Below are 16,632 nucleotides of genomic sequence, written 5' to 3' on the forward strand. Positions count from 1 at the left end.
TGACCGGGAGGCGGCGGAGGATGCGTTCGAGGGGCTCGTGGATCGCGGTGGGCACGTTGTCGGCGATCGCCGTCGCCGGTGGCACGGTGCTCGCCAGCGCCGACCCCGACGACGAGACGGTGGACTCCGTGACCATCCCCCCGGCGCGTGTCTCGCCCTCGGGCGGGACCGACGAGGCCGAGTCGCCGACGACGGAGGAGCCGACCACCGAGGAGCCCACCACGGAGGAGCCCACGACCGACGAGGCGACGACCGTGCCGCCCGAGCGCAGCGCCGTCACCGCCGCCTCGCCCGAGCCCGCTCCGGCGCCTGCCCCCGCTCCCGCCCCGGCTCCGGCCCCCGCGCCGGCTCCGGCGCCCGTGCCGGCGCCCCGCCCGGCGCCGGTCGAGAGCCCCGACTCGCCGGCCTCCCCGGTGTCCGCCGAGAGCGCCGACTCCGGCGACTGACCCGCTCCGTCGACTGACCCGCTCCGGCGACTGACCCGCTCCGTCGACTCCCGTCCCGGTCGAGAGCGCGGGTGAGCGTGGCCCGTTCCCGTCGAGAGTGCGGGTGAGCGCGATCCCGGTCAGCCGGTGACGAGCCGGTAGCCCATGCGCGGGACCGTCTGGATCCGCTCGGCGCCGATCTTCTTGCGCAGGTAGCGCACGTACACGTCGACGACGTTGGAGCCGGGGTCGAAGTCGTAGCCCCACACGCGCGAGAGGATCTGCTCGCGAGAGAGCACCTGCCCGGGGTGCAGCATGAAGGTCTCCAGCAGGGAGAACTCGCGCGCCGAGAGATCGACGGTCCGCCCCGCCACGGTCGCCTGACGCGTGCGCACGTCGAGCGAGAGGTCGGCGACCTGGAGCTGGGTGGGGTCGGCGCCGGAGCTCGTCTGCTGGGCGGAGCGCAGCCTGAGCCGCACGCGGGCGAGCAGCTCCTCGAACCGGAACGGCTTGGGCATGTAGTCGTCGGCCCCGGAATCGAGCCCGGTCACCGTGTCGTCGACCGAGGACCGCGCCGTCAGCATGATGACCGGCAGCGTGTGCCCCTCGCCGCGCAGCGTCTGCAGGACCTGGAAGCCGTCGATGTCCGGCAGCCCGACGTCGAGGACCACGAGGTCGTACCCGCTCGTGCGTGCGTGGTCGAGGCCCTCCTTGCCCGTGGTGACGGCGGTGGGCTGGTGCCCGGCCGCCGTCAGGCCCTTGGTGACGAACGAGGCGATGCCGACCTCGTCCTCGATGATGAGGATCTGTGCCACTACCTGCTCCTGATCTTCTCGTCGTCCGACGCGTCCGCCGGCAGCTCGCCGGGTCCGTCGCCGTCGGGTGCGTCCAGCGGGACGTCGTGGTCCAGCGCGAGCGACCGCGCCGGCAGGTCGAGGAGGAAGATCGAGCCGCGACCGGGCGTGGAGTCGACGTCGACCCGACCGCCGTGCGCCTCGGCGATCGCCGAGACGATCGCCAGGCCGAGGCCGCTGCCCTCCGTGCGCGCCTCGCCGGGCCGGTTCGTCCGCTCGAACCGCTCGAATATCCGCCGCTGGTCCTCCCGCGCGATGCCGCGGCCCTCGTCGCGGACCCACAGGTGCAGCCGTCCCGCCTCGGCGGCGCTCCCGAGCGCGACCGTCGAGCCGTCCTCCGAGAACTTCACGGCGTTCGCGGCGAGCTGGATGAGGGCCTGGGTCAGGCGCTGACCGTCGACGACGGCCTTCGCCTCGAGCCGGGCGTCGACGACGAACCGCCGGTCGCCGAGCTGGCGGACCTGGTCGAGCGCGTTGTCGAGGAGGGGCCCGAGGTCCGTCGGCCCCGGCTGGACGAACGCCGGACCGTCCGCCCTGGCCAGCATGACGAGGTCGTCCGCGAGCCGGTGCATCCGGTCGAGCTCGGAGATCGTCAGCTCGCGGGTCTGCCGTGCGTCGTCGGCGTCCGTGGGATCCATCAGCTCGAGGTGGCCGCGGACGATGGTGATGGGAGTCCGGAGCTCGTGACCGGCGTCGTCGAGGAGGCGGCGCTGGGAGTGGAACGACGCCTCGAGGCGGGCGAGCATCGCGTTGACCGTGCGGGCGAGGTCGGCCACGTCGTCCGAGCCGTGGACCTCGATGCGACCGGACAGGTCGGTCTCCGTGATCCGCTCGGCCGTGGATCGCAGCTCGCGCAGCGGGGCGAGGAGACGGCCCGAGACGACCCAGGCGACGAGGCCGACGACGAGCATCGAGACCACGGACACCACGAGGTAGGTGCGCGCGGACGCCCACACCGGTGCGAGCTCGGCGTCCATGTCGAACGCGATGACCACGGCGCCCGACGTCGGGGCGCCCGACGGGTCCGAGCCGTCGTCGACGGTGACCGGGAGCAGCGCGTAGCGGTAGGTCGACATCGACGTCGTCACCGAGCTGATCGTGCCCTCACCCCGCTCGACCGCCTCGGTGAGCTCCGCGATGAGCTCGGTGTCGGCACCCATGTCGAGCCCGCCGGGCTGCCACCAGCGCGCGTCCGTCCCGACGAAGCCCATCGCGCCCTCGTTGTCGGCGGGGACCTCCGAGGACATCGCGGTCCAGATCGCCCCGGAGATCCCGTCCTCGGCGTCGACGCTCTGTCCGTCGCTCAGCAGGCCGGCCATCTCCTGCGTGGTGCGCGTGAGGGTGGCGTCGACCGAGTCCAGGACGCGGCCACGCTCGAGCCAGACCGCGGTGCTCCCCACGAGCAGGAGCGTGAGCCCGGTGAGCATGAGCACCGTGCGGATGATCGTCGCGCGCACCGTGCTGCGGCGGTACCAGGGTCGGTGGGCCGGGGGAAGCGCGGACGATCCGTCCGGCGTCGTGGTCGTGGCGTCGTCGGGCGTGGGGGCGGAGGCGACCGCGGCACGCGAGGCGGCGTCACGGGCGACGGTGTCGCGCGACGCGGCGACGAACCGCGGGCGGGTGCCGCCCTCGCGTCCACTCACGTCGCGCCTCCTTCGGGGCCGCCCGGCGCGGCCCGCCCCACGGTAGTGTCCGCGACCCGCATGAGGCGGAGATGAGAGTCGGGAGGGGGCGCTCACATGACGGGCGGGCTCCGCGGCCGGCGGCACCGGCCGGCCGTGCGGCGGGCTCCGCGTGCGGGCCGGGACGACGACGGGCCCGGCGCCCGTGCGCCGGGCCCGTCGGGTGCTGCGGGGCGTGGGGTCAGCCGAGCAGCTCGGCCATGCGGCCCACGGCCTCGGTGAGGTTCTCGTCGGACGTGGCGTAGCTCAGGCGCAGGAAGCCCGAGGGACCGAACGCCTCGCCGGGCACGACCGCGACCTCGACCTCCTCGAGGACGAGCGCGGCGAGCTCGGCAGACGTCTGCGGCGTCCGACCGCGGAAGGTCCGGCCGAGAAGGCCCTCGACCGACGGGTAGGCGTAGAACGCGCCCTTCGGCTCGGGCACCTCGACCCCGTCGATCCCGCGCAGGAGGTCCACGACGAGCCGACGGCGACGGTCGAACGCGGTGCGCATGTCCGCGACCGCGGACAGGTCGCCCGAGACGGCGGCGAGCGCGGCGCGCTGGCTCACGTTCGCGACGTTGGAGGTGAGGTGCGACTGGAAGTTCGTCGCGGCCTTGACCACGTCGGTGGGGCCCACGAGCCAGCCCACCCGCCAGCCGGTCATCGCGTAGGTCTTGGCGACACCGTTGAGGACGATGGTGGTGTCGGCCAGCTCGGGGACCACGCGCAGGACGGGTGTGAACTCGGCGTCGCCGTAGACGAGGTGCTCGTAGATCTCGTCGGTAACCACCCAGATGCCGTGCTCGAGCGCCCAGCGGCCGATCCGCTCGGTCTCCTCCGGCGTGTAGACGGCACCCGTCGGGTTCGACGGCGAGCACAGGACGAGGACCTTCGTGCGGTTCGACCGCGCGGCCTCGAGGAGGTCGACGTCCACCTTGTAGCCGCGCTCGGCCCCGGCGAACACCGGGACCGGGACGCCCCCGGCGAGGGTGATGGCCTCGGGGTACGTGGTCCAGTACGGCGAGGGAAGGAGCACCTCGTCGCCCGGGTCGACGATCGACGCGAACGCCTGGAAGACGGCCTGCTTGCCGCCGTTCGTCACGAGGACGCTGCCGGGCGAGATCTCGTAGCCGGAGTCGCGCAGCGTCTTGGCCGCGATCGCCTCCTTGAGGACGGGCAGGCCGCCGGCGGGGGAGTAGCGGTGGTTGACCGGGTCCTGGGCGGCGGCGACGGCCGCGTCGACGATGTAGCTCGGCGTCGGGAAGTCGGGTTCGCCGGCGCCCAGGCCGATGACGGGCCGGCCGGCGGCCTTGAGCGCCTTGGCCTTGGCGTCGACGGCGAGCGTCGCGGACTCGGCGATGCCGGCGAGTCGGGCGGAGATGCGGGGACGGGTCTCGGCTGTCTCGGTCACGACGACCATCGTGGCACGAGGCGTGCGCCGCGTCTCGTGCCGGCCCACGTCCCGGGACCGGTCCGGTCGTGCACGGTGTGACGCGTGACCTTCCGCACCTCGGTCGACCCCACCCCTCGCGGTGCGTACTATGGTCCATCGGCGGTGACGAACCGCAGACTCACCCGTGCCCGCACGGCTGCAGTCTCCGCCGAAGGGCAGTGGCGCAATTGGCAGCGCACCGGTCTCCAAAACCGGCGGTTGAGGGTTCGAGTCCCTCCTGCCCTGCACCTGACGGCGCAGGACGATCACAGCCGTCGGGCCCGACCCACCGATGGTGGGCGTGCCCGCACCCTGCCGGGAGCGGGCCACCGGCGACAGGCGAGGGACAGGTAGACGTGAGCGAGACGACGGCCGCCGAGGGCGGCTCCGGGCGCAAGTCGGAGGTCGAGCCCCGCAGGGGGCTGTTCGCCCGCATCGCGCGCTTCATCCGGCAGGTCTTCGCCGAGCTGCGCAAGGTGGTGCGCCCCACCCGTCGCGAGCTCATCACGTACTTCTTCGTCGTCGTGCTCTTCGTCCTCGTGATGATGGCGATCGTCGGCGTGCTGGACCTCGTGTTCGGCCAGCTCGCGCTGTGGACGTTCGGCTGAGCCGATCGCCGGGCCCCCGGGCCGTGAATCTCGCGTGACCGACCGGTCGCGCGACCGACACATCCAAGGAGGATGTTCCCTCGTGTCTGTGGACTTCCAGGGCGACGACAGCACGTCGACCGACGACCTCGGCGTCACCGCCGAGGCTGCCGGGTCGACCCCTGACGGCGCCGACCCGGGCGCCGAGGCGGACACCGCCGTCGACCAGGAGGCGACCCCCGCCGACGAGCAGGGCGAGCCCGACGACGCCGGGACGGACGCCCCCGGGGCGAGCGACCCGGACGTCGAGGCCGACGCCCCTGAGGCCGACGCCGCCGAGGCGAGCGACGCGACCGACGTCGACGCCGCCGAGGCCGACGCCCCTGAGGCCGACCCCGAGGCCGCGTACCGCCTCGAGATGCGGATGCTCCCGGGCGACTGGTACGTCGTGCACACCTACGCGGGCTTCGAGAAGCGCGTGAAGGCCAACCTCGAGCACCGCATCACGACCCAGAACATGGAGGACCACATCTTCCAGGTCGAGGTGCCGACCGAGGACGTGGCCGAGATCAAGAACGGCCAGCGCAAGATGGTCAACCGCGTGCGGATCCCCGGCTACACGCTGGTCCGCATGGAGCTGACCGACGAGTCGTGGGGCGTCGTCCGTCACACGCCGGGCGTCACCGGTTTCGTGGGCAACGCGCACGACCCGATGCCGCTCACCCTCGACGAGGCGATCTCCATGCTCAACGTCTCCTTCGCGCAGCCCGCCGCGGGCGCCGTCGAGACCCCCGGCGAGACCGCCACGCCCCAGGGCGAGGCCGTCCCCGTCCTCGTCGACTACGAGATCGGCGAGACGGTCACCGTCACCGACGGTCCGTTCGAGACCCTGCCGGCCACCATCTCCGAGATCCACGTGGAGAGCCGGAAGCTGCAGGTGCTCGTCAGCATCTTCGGCCGGGAGACCCCGGTCGAGCTCTCGTTCTCCCAGGTCACCAAGGCCTAGGGGACGGCCCGCGGTCGCCGCCGCGGGCGTGGAACCACACACCGAAGGACCCGAATGCCTCCCAAGAAGAAGATCTCCGGCTACATCAAGCTCCAGATCCAGGCCGGAGCAGCCACCCCCGCGCCGCCGATCGGACCCGCCCTGGGTCAGCACGGCGTCAACATCATGGAGTTCTGCAAGGCGTACAACGCCGCGACCGAGTCGCAGCGCGGCAACGTCGTGCCCGTCGAGATCACCGTGTACGAGGACCGCTCGTTCACGTTCATCACGAAGACGCCGCCCGCCGCGGAGCTCATCAAGAAGGCCGCCGGCGTGCAGAAGGGGTCCTCGACCCCGCACACCGACAAGGTCGCGTCGATCTCCCGCGAGCAGGTCCAGGAGATCGCCCGCACCAAGGCGGAGGACCTCAACGCGAACGACATCGAGGCCGCCGAGAAGATCATCGCGGGCACGGCCCGCTCCATGGGGATCACCGTCGACGGCTGACCCCGCAGACGCCGCGACCGCGGCGTAGTGGCAGGGCCCGGCGTGGGCCCGACCGACCACGACTGCTCACGTACCAGCACAGGAGAAGCAGCATGACCACGCGCAGCAAGAACTACCGCAAGGCAGCCGAGAAGATCCACGACGGCGAGCTCTACGCCCCGCTCCAGGCCGTGCGCCTGGCCAAGGAGGGTGCGAGCACCGGCTTCGACCAGACCGTCGAGGTCGTCTTCCGCCTCGGCGTCGACCCCCGCAAGGCGGACCAGATGGTCCGCGGCACCGTCAACCTCCCGCACGGAACCGGCAAGACCGCCCGGGTCCTGGTCTTCGCCGTCGGCGACCGTGCGCAGCAGGCCATCGATGCCGGGGCCGACGAGGTCGGCGGCGACGAGCTCATCGAGAAGGTCGCCGGCGGGTACACCGACTTCGACTCGGCGATCGCCACCCCGGACCTCATGGGCAAGGTCGGCCGCCTCGGCCGCGTGCTCGGTCCCCGTGGCCTCATGCCGAACCCGAAGACCGGCACGGTGACGATGGACGTGGCCAAGGCCGTCAACGACATCAAGGGCGGCCGGATCGAGTTCCGCGTCGACAAGCACGCGAACCTGCACTTCGTCATCGGCAAGGCGTCCTTCGACGAGACCAAGCTGGTCGAGAACTACGCCGCCGCCCAGGAGGAGGTCCTCCGCCTCAAGCCGGGCAGCTCGAAGGGCCGCTACATCACCAAGGCCACGATGAGCACGACGATGGGCCCGGGCATCCCGCTCGACGCCACCAAGACGCGCAACCTCACCTCCGAGGACGCCTCCTGACGTCACGCCGACCGCTTCGCGGGCCCGGTCCCCTCGTGGGGGCCGGGCCCGCGGCGTCGTCAGGAGCACGCGGCGCAGCGTGCCCCGGGGCGGGCGGCACCGCACGACCGCCGGCCGCCCGCCCACCCGGCCGCCTGCGGGCCGGGAGGTGAGCAGGCCCACGCCGGGTGGGGGGTCCGCCGGCCCCCGCCTGCCGCTACCATGGACGACGCCACAGACCGTCGGTCATGCGGGGCACCTGCCCCGGATCGAAGTCCACCCAGGTGGAGCCGGCGCAGGCGAGCTACGAAGCCGACGCATCCCCGTGATGCCCCCGAGCCCCGTGCCGTCTGCGCGCGGGGCTCTTTCCATGTGCGGACACCCGACGGTCCCATATCGGAAGGAGGGCTCATGGCAAGGCCGGACAAGACCGAGGCCATCGCCGAGCTCGAGCAGGGCTTCCGCGAGGCTCAGGCGGTGCTGCTCACCGAGTACCGCGGCATGTCGGTCGCCCAGCTCAAGGAGCTGCGCCGCTCGCTCGCGGGCTCGGCACGCTACGTCGTCGCGAAGAACACCCTCGCGGCGATCGCCGCGAAGCAGGCCGGCGTCGAGATCGACCGTGAGTCCCTCACGGGCCCGACGGCGATCACGTTCGTCCACGGCGAGGTCTCGGAGACCGCGAAGGCGCTGCGCGACTTCGCCAAGGACAACGAGCAGCTCGTCATCAAGGGCGGTGTCCTCGACGGCAACCAGCTGTCCGCGGACGACGTCACCACGCTCGCGAGCCTCGAGTCCCGCGAGGTCCTCCTGGGCAAGGCGGCGGGTGCCTTCAAGGCCGCGCTGTTCCAGGCGGCCTACATGTTCACCGCGCCGGCCACCCAGGCCGCCCGCACCATCGACGCCCTGCGCGAGAAGCAGGCAGCAGCCGAGGCCTGAGAGCCCCGGCAGTACACCCCACCTCTGCTCGCGTAGCAGGACCGAAACGGAAGGAAAGCCACCATGGCCAAGCTCACCACCGACGAGCTCATCGAGGCGTTCAAGGAGCTCACGCTCATCGAGCTCTCGGAGTTCGTCAAGCAGTTCGAGGAGACCTTCGACGTCGTCGCGGCCGCGCCGGTCGCCGTCGCGGGTGCCGCCCCCGCCGCTGCCGGCGGCGACGCCGGCGCGGACGCCGCCGCCGAGCAGGACTCGTTCGACGTCGTCCTCGAGTCCGTCGGCGACAAGAAGGTTGCGGTCATCAAGGAGGTGCGCGCGCTCACGTCGCTGGGCCTCAAGGAGGCCAAGGACCTGGTCGACGCCGCCCCCAAGGCCATCCTCGAGGGTGTCGACAAGGAGGCCGCCGAGAAGGCCAAGGAGCAGGTCGAGTCGGCCGGCGCCACCGTCACCATCAAGTGATCGTCGCCCCCTGAGGGGGCGCCCCGATCCACCGGCCCGAGGCCGGGACCCGTACGGGTCCCGGCCTCGAGCCGATCCTGCGTCGGGACACGCCGGGCGCTCGGGCCGCAGGTCTGGCGCGACGCGTGCACGCGTGCCCTACACTGGTCGCGGTCGCCCACGGGTGGCCGGTCCGGCCGGGCAAGGACGCCCGACGGGTCTCACGGGCTCACGTCGGTGAGTGCGGGATCACGGGCACCCTCGGGTGCGCGCGTCTGGACGGGACGCGGAGCCGTGTGTAAGGTGGACACTTGCGTTAGCCGACGCCTGCCCTGCCTCCACCCATCCGAGCACCGATGTGCCCTGGTCACCCCGAGCCGCGCCACCAGGCGCGTCACTCCGGAGGCATGACACGGAAGTCGACGCGCGCCGCGTGCACACCTCTCCGCAGGGAAGGACCCCCTTTGGCTGCCTCGCGCACCTCTGCCGCCCCGTCCGCCGACCTCGTCGCGAAGCGCCTCGCGTCGCCCAGGCTGTCGTTCGCCAAGATCTACGAGCCGATGCAGGCGCCAGACCTGCTCGGCCTGCAGACCGAGAGCTTCGACTGGCTCCTGGGCAACGACGCCTGGAGCGCCCGGCTCGAGGCGAACCCCGACGGGTCGACCCACACCATCTCGGGCCTGGAGGAGATCTTCGAGGAGATCTCGCCCATCGAGGACTTCTCGGAGTCCATGTCGCTGTCGTTCCGCGACCACCGCTTCGAGCCCGCGAAGTACACCGCCGAGGAGTGCAAGGAGAAGGACCTCACCTACGCCGCTCCGCTCTTCGTCACGGCGGAGTTCATGAACAACACGACCGGCGAGATCAAGTCGCAGACGGTCTTCATGGGCGACTTCCCGCTCATGACCGACCGCGGCACGTTCATCATCAACGGCACCGAGCGCGTCGTCGTCAGCCAGCTCGTCCGCTCGCCGGGCGTCTACTTCGAGCGCACCCCGGACAAGACGTCGGACAAGGACATCTTCACGGCGAAGGTCATCCCGTCCCGCGGTGCCTGGCTCGAGTTCGAGATCGACAAGCGTGACGCCATCGGCGTGCGCATCGACCGCAAGCGCAAGCAGTCGGTCACGGTCTTCCTGCGCGCGCTCGGCCTCACCGAGTCCGAGATCCGCGGCCACTTCGAGGACTATCCGGTCCTGCTCGAGTCGCTCGAGAAGGACACGGTCAAGACCCAGGACGAGGCGCTCCTCGACATCTACCGCAAGATCCGTCCGGGCGAGCCGCCCACGGTCGAGGCCGGCCGCAACCTGCTCGACTCGTACTACTTCGCGCACAAGCGCTACGACCTCGCGAAGGTCGGCCGGTACAAGATCAACAAGAAGCTCGGCATGACGACCCCGCCGGGGGAGTCCCTCCTGCGCGTGCAGGACATCGTGTCGACGATCCGGTTCATCCTCGCCCTGCACAAGGGTGTCGAGACGCTGCCGGGCACCCGCGAGGGCGAGAAGGTCGACGTCCGCGTCGAGACGGACGACATCGACCACTTCGGCAACCGTCGTATCCGCGCCGTCGGCGAGCTCATCCAGAACCAGGTCCGCACCGGCCTGTCGCGGATGGAGCGCGTCGTGCGCGAGCGGATGACCACGCAGGACGTCGAGGCCATCACGCCGCAGACGCTCATCAACATCCGGCCGGTCGTCGCCTCCATCAAGGAGTTCTTCGGCACCAGCCAGCTGTCGCAGTTCATGGACCAGAACAACCCCCTGTCGGGCCTCACCCACAAGCGCCGGCTCTCGGCGCTGGGCCCCGGCGGCCTGTCGCGCGACCGCGCCGGCATGGAGGTCCGTGACGTCCACCCCTCGCACTACGGCCGCATGTGCCCGATCGAGACCCCTGAGGGCCCGAACATCGGCCTCATCGGCTCGCTCGCGACCTTCGCGCGCATCAACCCCTTCGGGTTCGTCGAGACCCCGTACCGCCAGGTCAAGGACGGTCGCGTCACCGGCGAGATCGAGTACGTCACGGCGGACGACGAGGACCGGCACACGATCGCCCAGGCGTCGGCCCCGCTGAACGAGGACGGCACGTTCGTCGAGGAGCGCGTCCTGTGCCGCACCCCGGGCGGCGAGCCGGCGCTCGTCGAGCCCGCGGAGATCGCGTTCATGGACGTGTCCGCGCGGCAGATGGTCTCCGTCGGCACGGCGATGATCCCGTTCCTCGAGCACGACGACGCCAACCGCGCGCTCATGGGCGCCAACATGCAGCGTCAGGCGGTCCCGCTCATCCGCGCCGAGGCGCCGCTGGTGGGCACCGGCATGGAGCGTCGGGCCGCGGTCGACGCGGGCGACGTCGTCACCTCGCAGGTCGCGGGCGTCGTCACCGAGGTCTCCGCCGACTCGGTGGTCGTCCTCGCCGACGACGGCTCGAGCTTCACGCACCGGATCATGAAGTTCAACCGGTCGAACCAGGGCAACTCCTACAACCAGCGTGTCCTGGTGAACGAGGGGGAGCGGGTCGAGATCGGCTCCGTCCTCGCGGACGGCCCGTCGACCGACGACGGCGAGCTGGCCCTCGGGCGCAACCTCCTCGTCGCGTTCATGTCGTGGGAGGGCTACAACTACGAGGACGCGATCATCATGTCGCAGCGTGTCGTCACGGACGACATGCTCACCTCGATCCACATCGAGGAGCACGAGGTCGACGCCCGGGAGACGAAGCTCGGCGCCGAGGAGATCACCCGTGACCTCCCCAACGTCTCCGAGGAGATCCTCGCGGACCTCGACGAGCGCGGCATCATCCGCATCGGCGCCGAGGTCAGCGCCGGCGACGTCCTCGTCGGCAAGGTCACGCCCAAGGGTGAGACCGAGCTGACGTCGGAGGAGCGCCTCCTCCGCGCGATCTTCGGCGAGAAGGCGCGCGAGGTGCGTGACACCTCGCTCAAGGTGCCCCACGGCGAGTCGGGCATCGTCATCGGCGTCCGCGAGTTCACGGAGGACGACGACGAGCTGCCCCCGGGCGTCAAGCAGCAGGTGCGCGTCTACATCGCGCAGCGCCGCAAGATCACGGACGGCGACAAGCTCGCCGGCCGCCACGGCAACAAGGGCGTCATCTCGAAGATCCTCCCCGTCGAGGACATGCCCTTCCTGCCGGACGGCACGCCGGTCGACGTCATCCTCAACCCCCTCGGTGTCCCCGGCCGCATGAACGTCGGCCAGGTCCTCGAGCTGCACCTGGGCTGGGCGGCCGCGAACGGCTGGGACATCTCCGAGGCGGTCAAGGCCGCGGAGGAGTGGACGAAGAGCCTGCCCGAGCACGTGCACCGTGCCGAGCCCGGCTCGACCGTGGCGACCCCGGTGTTCGACGGGCTCCAGCAGGAGGAGCTGCAGGGGCTGCTCGCGCACACGCTGCCCAACCGGGACGGCGAGCGCGTCGTCGCCCCGAACGGGAAGGCGCGCCTGTTCGACGGGCGCTCCGGCGAGCCGTTCCCCGAGCCCATCTCGGTCGGCTACATGTACATCCTCAAGCTGCACCACCTGGTCGACGACAAGATCCACGCGCGCTCGACGGGCCCCTACTCGATGATCACGCAGCAGCCCCTGGGCGGTAAGGCCCAGTTCGGTGGCCAGCGGTTCGGCGAGATGGAGGTGTGGGCGCTCGAGGCGTACGGTGCCGCGCACGCCCTGCAGGAGCTGCTGACGATCAAGTCGGACGACGTCACAGGACGCGTCAAGGTCTACGAGGCCATCGTCAAGGGCGAGAACATCCCCGAGCCGGGCATCCCGGAGTCCTTCCGCGTGCTCATCCAGGAGATGCGCTCGCTGTGCCTGAACGTCGAGGCGCTGGACTCGTCCGGCTCGCTCATCGACCTCAAGGACTCCGACGACGAGGTGTACCGCGCGGCCGAGGAGCTCGGCATCGACCTCTCCCGCCGCCCCGACGCCTCGAGCGTCGACGAGCTCTGACCCGCCGCGCAGCGGCATCCGCACGAGCGCTACCTGAACTGAAGGAAGTAGGACACGTTGCTCGACGTCAATCTGTTTGACCAGCTCCACATCTCCCTGGCCACCGCCGGCGATGTGCGCGAGTGGTCGCACGGCGAGGTCAAGAAGCCGGAGACGATCAACTACCGCACGCTCAAGCCGGAGAAGGACGGCCTGTTCTGCGAGAAGATCTTCGGTCCCACCCGGGACTGGGAGTGCAACTGCGGCAAGTACAAGCGGGTGCGCTACAAGGGCATCATCTGCGAGCGCTGCGGCGTCGAGGTCACCCGCTCCAAGGTCCGCCGCGAGCGGATGGGCCACATCGAGCTGGCGGCCCCCGTCACGCACATCTGGTACTTCAAGGGCGTCCCGTCGCGCCTCGGCTACCTCCTCGACCTCGCCCCGAAGGACCTCGAGAAGGTCATCTACTTCGCGGCGTACATGATCACGGAGGTCGACGAGGACGGTCGTCACGAGGACCAGACGACCCTGCAGAACGAGGTCGACCTCGAGAAGTCCGAGCTGACCAAGGCCCGGGACCTCGCGGTCGAGCAGCGCCTGCAGAGGCTCGAGGCCGACCTCGCCGAGCTCGAGGCCGCGGGCACCGAGTCCTCCGCGCGGGACAAGGTCCGCAAGTCCGCCGAGCGCGAGGCGAACCAGATCCGGCGCAAGGGCGACGGCGAGATCGAGCGCCTGGAGAAGGTCTGGGACCGCTTCAAGTCGCTCAAGGTCGGTGACCTCGAGGGCGACGAGTCGCTCTACCGCGAGATGAACGCCCGCTTCGGCATCTACTTCAAGGGCTCGATGGGCGCCACGGCGATCCAGAAGCGCCTGGAGACGTTCGACCTCGAGGCCGAGGCCGAGTCGCTGCGCGAGACCATCGCCGGCGGCACCGGTCAGCGCAAGACCCGCGCCCTCAAGCGCCTCAAGGTCGTCAACGCGTTCCTCACGACCGGCAACTCGCCGCTCGGCATGGTCCTCGACTGCGTCCCGGTCATCCCGCCGGACCTGCGGCCGATGGTCCAGCTCGACGGTGGCCGGTTCGCGACCTCGGACCTCAACGACCTCTACCGCCGCGTCATCAACCGGAACAACCGCCTCAAGCGGCTGCTCGACCTCGGTGCGCCGGAGATCATCGTCAACAACGAGAAGCGCATGCTCCAGGAGTCGGTGGACGCGCTCTTCGACAACGGTCGTCGCGGCCGCCCGGTCACGGGCCCCGGCAACCGGGCGCTCAAGTCGATCTCGGACATGCTCAAGGGGAAGCAGGGCCGGTTCCGTCAGAACCTGCTCGGCAAGCGCGTGGACTACTCGGGCCGAAGCGTCATCGTCGTGGGCCCGACCCTCAAGCTCCACCAGTGCGGCCTGCCCAAGCAGATGGCGCTCGAGCTGTTCAAGCCGTTCGTCATGAAGCGTCTGGTCGAGCTCAACCACGCCCAGAACATCAAGGCCGCCAAGCGCATGGTCGAGCGCCAGCGCACGCAGGTGTGGGACGTCCTCGACGAGGTCATCCGCGAGCACCCCGTGCTGCTCAACCGCGCGCCCACGCTGCACCGGCTCGGCATCCAGGCGTTCGAGCCGCAGCTCGTCGAGGGCAAGGCCATCCAGCTCCACCCGCTCGTCTGCGGCGCGTTCAACGCCGACTTCGACGGTGACCAGATGGCGGTCCACCTGCCGCTGTCGGCGGAGTCGCAGGCCGAGGCCCGCATCCTCATGCTGTCGAGCAACAACATCCTCAAGCCGAGCGACGGCCGCCCGGTGACCATGCCCAGCCAGGACATGATCATCGGCCTGTTCCACCTGACGACCGAGCTCGACGAGGGCACGGGCGCGGGCCGGTACTTCTCCTCGGTGGCCGAGGCGATCCTCGCGATGGACAACGGTGAGCTCGAGCTCGGCGCCCAGGTGTCGATCCGCTTCACGGACCTCGTCCTGCCCGAGGGGCACGAGCAGGCCGAGGCCGCGGCGGCGGGCGAGCCCGTCGTGCTGCGCACGACGCTCGGCCGCACGCTCTTCAACGAGCTGCTGCCGGTGGACTACCCGTTCATCGACGAGGTCGTGGACAAGAAGCGGCTCGGCCGCCTCGTCAACGACCTGGCGGAGCGCTACCCCAAGGTCGACGTCGCGGCGAGCCTCGACGCGCTCAAGGAGGCCGGCTTCCGCTGGGCGTCCCGCTCGGGCGTGACCATCGCGATCTCCGACGTCGTCGCCCCCGAGGCCAAGGCGGGGATCCTCGAGGATCACGAGGCGAAGGCCGAGGCGATCCAGGACCAGTACGACATGGGTCTGATCACCGACGACGAGCGCCGCCAGGAGCTCATCGACATCTGGGGCGACGCGACCGACGCGGTCGCGGACGCGATGCGCGCGAACTTCCCGAAGGACAACACCGTGTTCCGCATGGTGTCCTCCGGCGCGCGAGGCAACTGGATGCAGGTGCGCCAGATCGCCGGCATGCGTGGCCTCGTGGCCGACCCGAAGGGCGAGATCATCCCGCGCCCGATCAAGTCGAACTACCGCGAGGGCCTGTCGGTCCTCGAGTACTTCATCGCCACGCACGGCGCCCGCAAGGGTCTCGCGGACACCGCCCTGCGGACCGCGGACTCCGGCTACCTCACGCGTCGGCTCGTCGACGTGTCGCAGGACGTCATCGTCCGCGAGGCCGACTGCGGCACCCGCGGCGGCCTCCCCGTGACGATCGGCGTGCCGTCCGCCTCCGGCGAGGGCCTCGTCCTCGACGAGACCGTCGAGACCTCGGCCTACGCGCGGTCGCTCGCCGCGGACGTCACCGCGGAGGACGGCACCGTCCTCGCGAGCGCGGGCGACGACGTCGGCGACGTGCTCATCGGCCAGCTGGTCGAGGCCGGCGTCACCGAGGTCAAGGTCCGGTCGGTGCTCACGTGCGAGTCCCGCGTCGGCACCTGCCAGAAGTGCTACGGCCGTTCGCTGGCCACCGGCAAGCTCGTCGACATCGGCGAGGCCGTGGGCATCATCGCCGCCCAGTCGATCGGCGAGCCCGGCACGCAGCTGACCATGCGGACCTTCCACACCGGTGGTGCGGCCTCGGCCGACGACATCACCCAGGGTCTGCCCCGTGTCCAGGAGCTCTTCGAGGCCCGTACGCCCAAGGGCGAGGCCCCGATCTCCGAGGCCGCCGGTCGGGTGACGATCGAGGACACGGACAAGGGCCGCTCGATCCGGGTGACCCGCGACGACGGCCAGGAGGACGTGGTCTACCCGGTCTCCAAGCGGTCGCGCCTGCTCGTCGAGGACGGCCAGCACATCGCCGTCGGCGACCAGATCGTGTTCGGCGCCGTCGACCCCAAGGCCGTGCTGCGCATCCTCGGTCCCAGGCGGACCCAGGAGCACCTCGTCGCGCAGGTCCAGGAGGTCTACCGCTCGCAGGGCGTGGACATCCACGACAAGCACATCGAGGTCATCGTGCGGCAGATGCTGCGTCGCGTGACCGTGCTCGACTCGGGCGAGACCCGGCTCCTGCCGGGCGAGCTCATCGACCGGGCCGCGTTCAACGACGAGAACCGTCGCGTGGTGTCCGAGGGCGGGAAGCCGGCCGCCGGCCGGCCCGAGCTCATGGGCATCACCAAGGCGTCGCTCGCCACCGACTCGTGGCTCTCGGCGGCCTCCTTCCAGGAGACGACCAAGGTGCTGACCGAGGCGGCCATGAGCGGTCGGCGCGACCCGCTGCTGGGCCTCAAGGAGAACGTCATCCTCGGTAAGCTCATCCCCGCGGGGACGGGCCTGCCGCGCTACCACGACGTGGTCGTGGAGCCCACGGAGGAGGCGCGCCAGATGGCCTTCACCGAGCTGGGGTACTCCGAGCTCGACTTCGTCGGGAGCCGTGCGGGCGAGCCCGTCCTGCTCGACGAGATCGACTTCTCCGCCTACGGCGGCGAGACCTACCCCGAGTTCCGCTGAGGACCGCGGGGGAGCGACGCTCTCCCGCGCCCCCTGCCACCCGGCGCCGGGCCCACACGGGAGGGCTGTTGGGGCGGTGTCCACCCCGCCGAAACTGGAG

Annotated in this window: 12 protein-coding genes and 1 tRNA gene; 10 read left to right on the forward strand and 3 right to left on the reverse strand. The window is 70.9% G+C overall.

Annotated elements, in window-relative coordinates; translation table 11 throughout:
* Positions 1-47 precede the first annotated feature (47 nt).
* On the forward strand, positions 48-446 hold the full coding sequence (locus ACZLMO_RS05050) for a hypothetical protein (RefSeq protein ID WP_425713595.1): 399 nt from the start codon (positions 48-50) through the stop codon (positions 444-446).
* 119 nt (positions 447-565) lie between these two features.
* Here the strand turns inward: ACZLMO_RS05050 and ACZLMO_RS05055 are convergent, their stop codons facing one another.
* The 3 genes from ACZLMO_RS05055 to ACZLMO_RS05065 all read right to left on the reverse strand — a co-directional run bounded on the left by ACZLMO_RS05055 (position 566) and on the right by ACZLMO_RS05065 (position 4,354).
* Positions 566-1,240, reverse strand: coding sequence for a response regulator transcription factor (locus tag ACZLMO_RS05055; protein ID WP_463653079.1), 675 nt, complete (start codon positions 1,238-1,240; stop codon positions 566-568).
* Complete coding sequence (locus ACZLMO_RS05060; RefSeq protein ID WP_463653080.1) at positions 1,240-2,922, reverse strand: sensor histidine kinase; 1,683 nt, start codon at positions 2,920-2,922, stop codon at positions 1,240-1,242. The genes ACZLMO_RS05055 and ACZLMO_RS05060 overlap by 1 nt, the downstream gene beginning before the upstream one ends.
* A gap of 220 nt (positions 2,923-3,142) precedes the next feature.
* Complete coding sequence (locus tag ACZLMO_RS05065) at positions 3,143-4,354, reverse strand: pyridoxal phosphate-dependent aminotransferase (RefSeq protein ID WP_463653081.1); 1,212 nt, start codon at positions 4,352-4,354, stop codon at positions 3,143-3,145.
* 194 nt (positions 4,355-4,548) lie between these two features.
* Between ACZLMO_RS05065 and ACZLMO_RS05070 the strand changes: the two genes are divergently transcribed.
* The 9 genes from ACZLMO_RS05070 (at position 4,549) to ACZLMO_RS05110 (ending at position 16,532) form a co-directional block, all read left to right on the forward strand.
* Positions 4,549-4,621 (forward strand) — tRNA-Trp (locus tag ACZLMO_RS05070).
* Positions 4,622-4,731: 110 nt separating this feature from the next.
* On the forward strand, positions 4,732-4,983 hold the full coding sequence (gene secE, locus ACZLMO_RS05075) for a preprotein translocase subunit SecE (protein ID WP_425713591.1): 252 nt from the start codon (positions 4,732-4,734) through the stop codon (positions 4,981-4,983).
* Positions 4,984-5,065: 82 nt separating this feature from the next.
* The gene (gene nusG / locus ACZLMO_RS05080; RefSeq protein WP_463653082.1) at positions 5,066-5,968 is read left to right on the forward strand and encodes a transcription termination/antitermination protein NusG; all 903 of its coding nucleotides are present in this window, start codon (positions 5,066-5,068) and stop codon (positions 5,966-5,968) included.
* A gap of 54 nt (positions 5,969-6,022) precedes the next feature.
* The gene (gene rplK / locus ACZLMO_RS05085; protein WP_425713589.1) at positions 6,023-6,454 is read left to right on the forward strand and encodes a 50S ribosomal protein L11; all 432 of its coding nucleotides are present in this window, start codon (positions 6,023-6,025) and stop codon (positions 6,452-6,454) included.
* Between the two features lie 92 nt (positions 6,455-6,546).
* The gene (gene rplA, locus ACZLMO_RS05090; protein WP_425713588.1) at positions 6,547-7,263 is read left to right on the forward strand and encodes a 50S ribosomal protein L1; all 717 of its coding nucleotides are present in this window, start codon (positions 6,547-6,549) and stop codon (positions 7,261-7,263) included.
* Positions 7,264-7,653: 390 nt separating this feature from the next.
* Complete coding sequence (rplJ, locus tag ACZLMO_RS05095; RefSeq protein WP_425713587.1) at positions 7,654-8,178, forward strand: 50S ribosomal protein L10; 525 nt, start codon at positions 7,654-7,656, stop codon at positions 8,176-8,178.
* Between the two features lie 63 nt (positions 8,179-8,241).
* The gene (gene rplL / locus ACZLMO_RS05100) at positions 8,242-8,637 is read left to right on the forward strand and encodes a 50S ribosomal protein L7/L12 (protein WP_425713586.1); all 396 of its coding nucleotides are present in this window, start codon (positions 8,242-8,244) and stop codon (positions 8,635-8,637) included.
* Between the two features lie 443 nt (positions 8,638-9,080).
* Entirely contained in the window at positions 9,081-12,578 is a 3,498-nt protein-coding gene (gene rpoB, locus ACZLMO_RS05105) for a DNA-directed RNA polymerase subunit beta (RefSeq protein ID WP_425713585.1), read from the forward strand.
* A 57-nt stretch (positions 12,579-12,635) separates the two neighbouring features.
* Positions 12,636-16,532, forward strand: coding sequence for a DNA-directed RNA polymerase subunit beta' (locus ACZLMO_RS05110; RefSeq protein ID WP_463653083.1), 3,897 nt, complete (start codon positions 12,636-12,638; stop codon positions 16,530-16,532).
* Positions 16,533-16,632: the final 100 nt, after the last annotated feature.

The sequence above is a fragment of the Georgenia sp. G2120 genome, assembly GCF_055326485.1.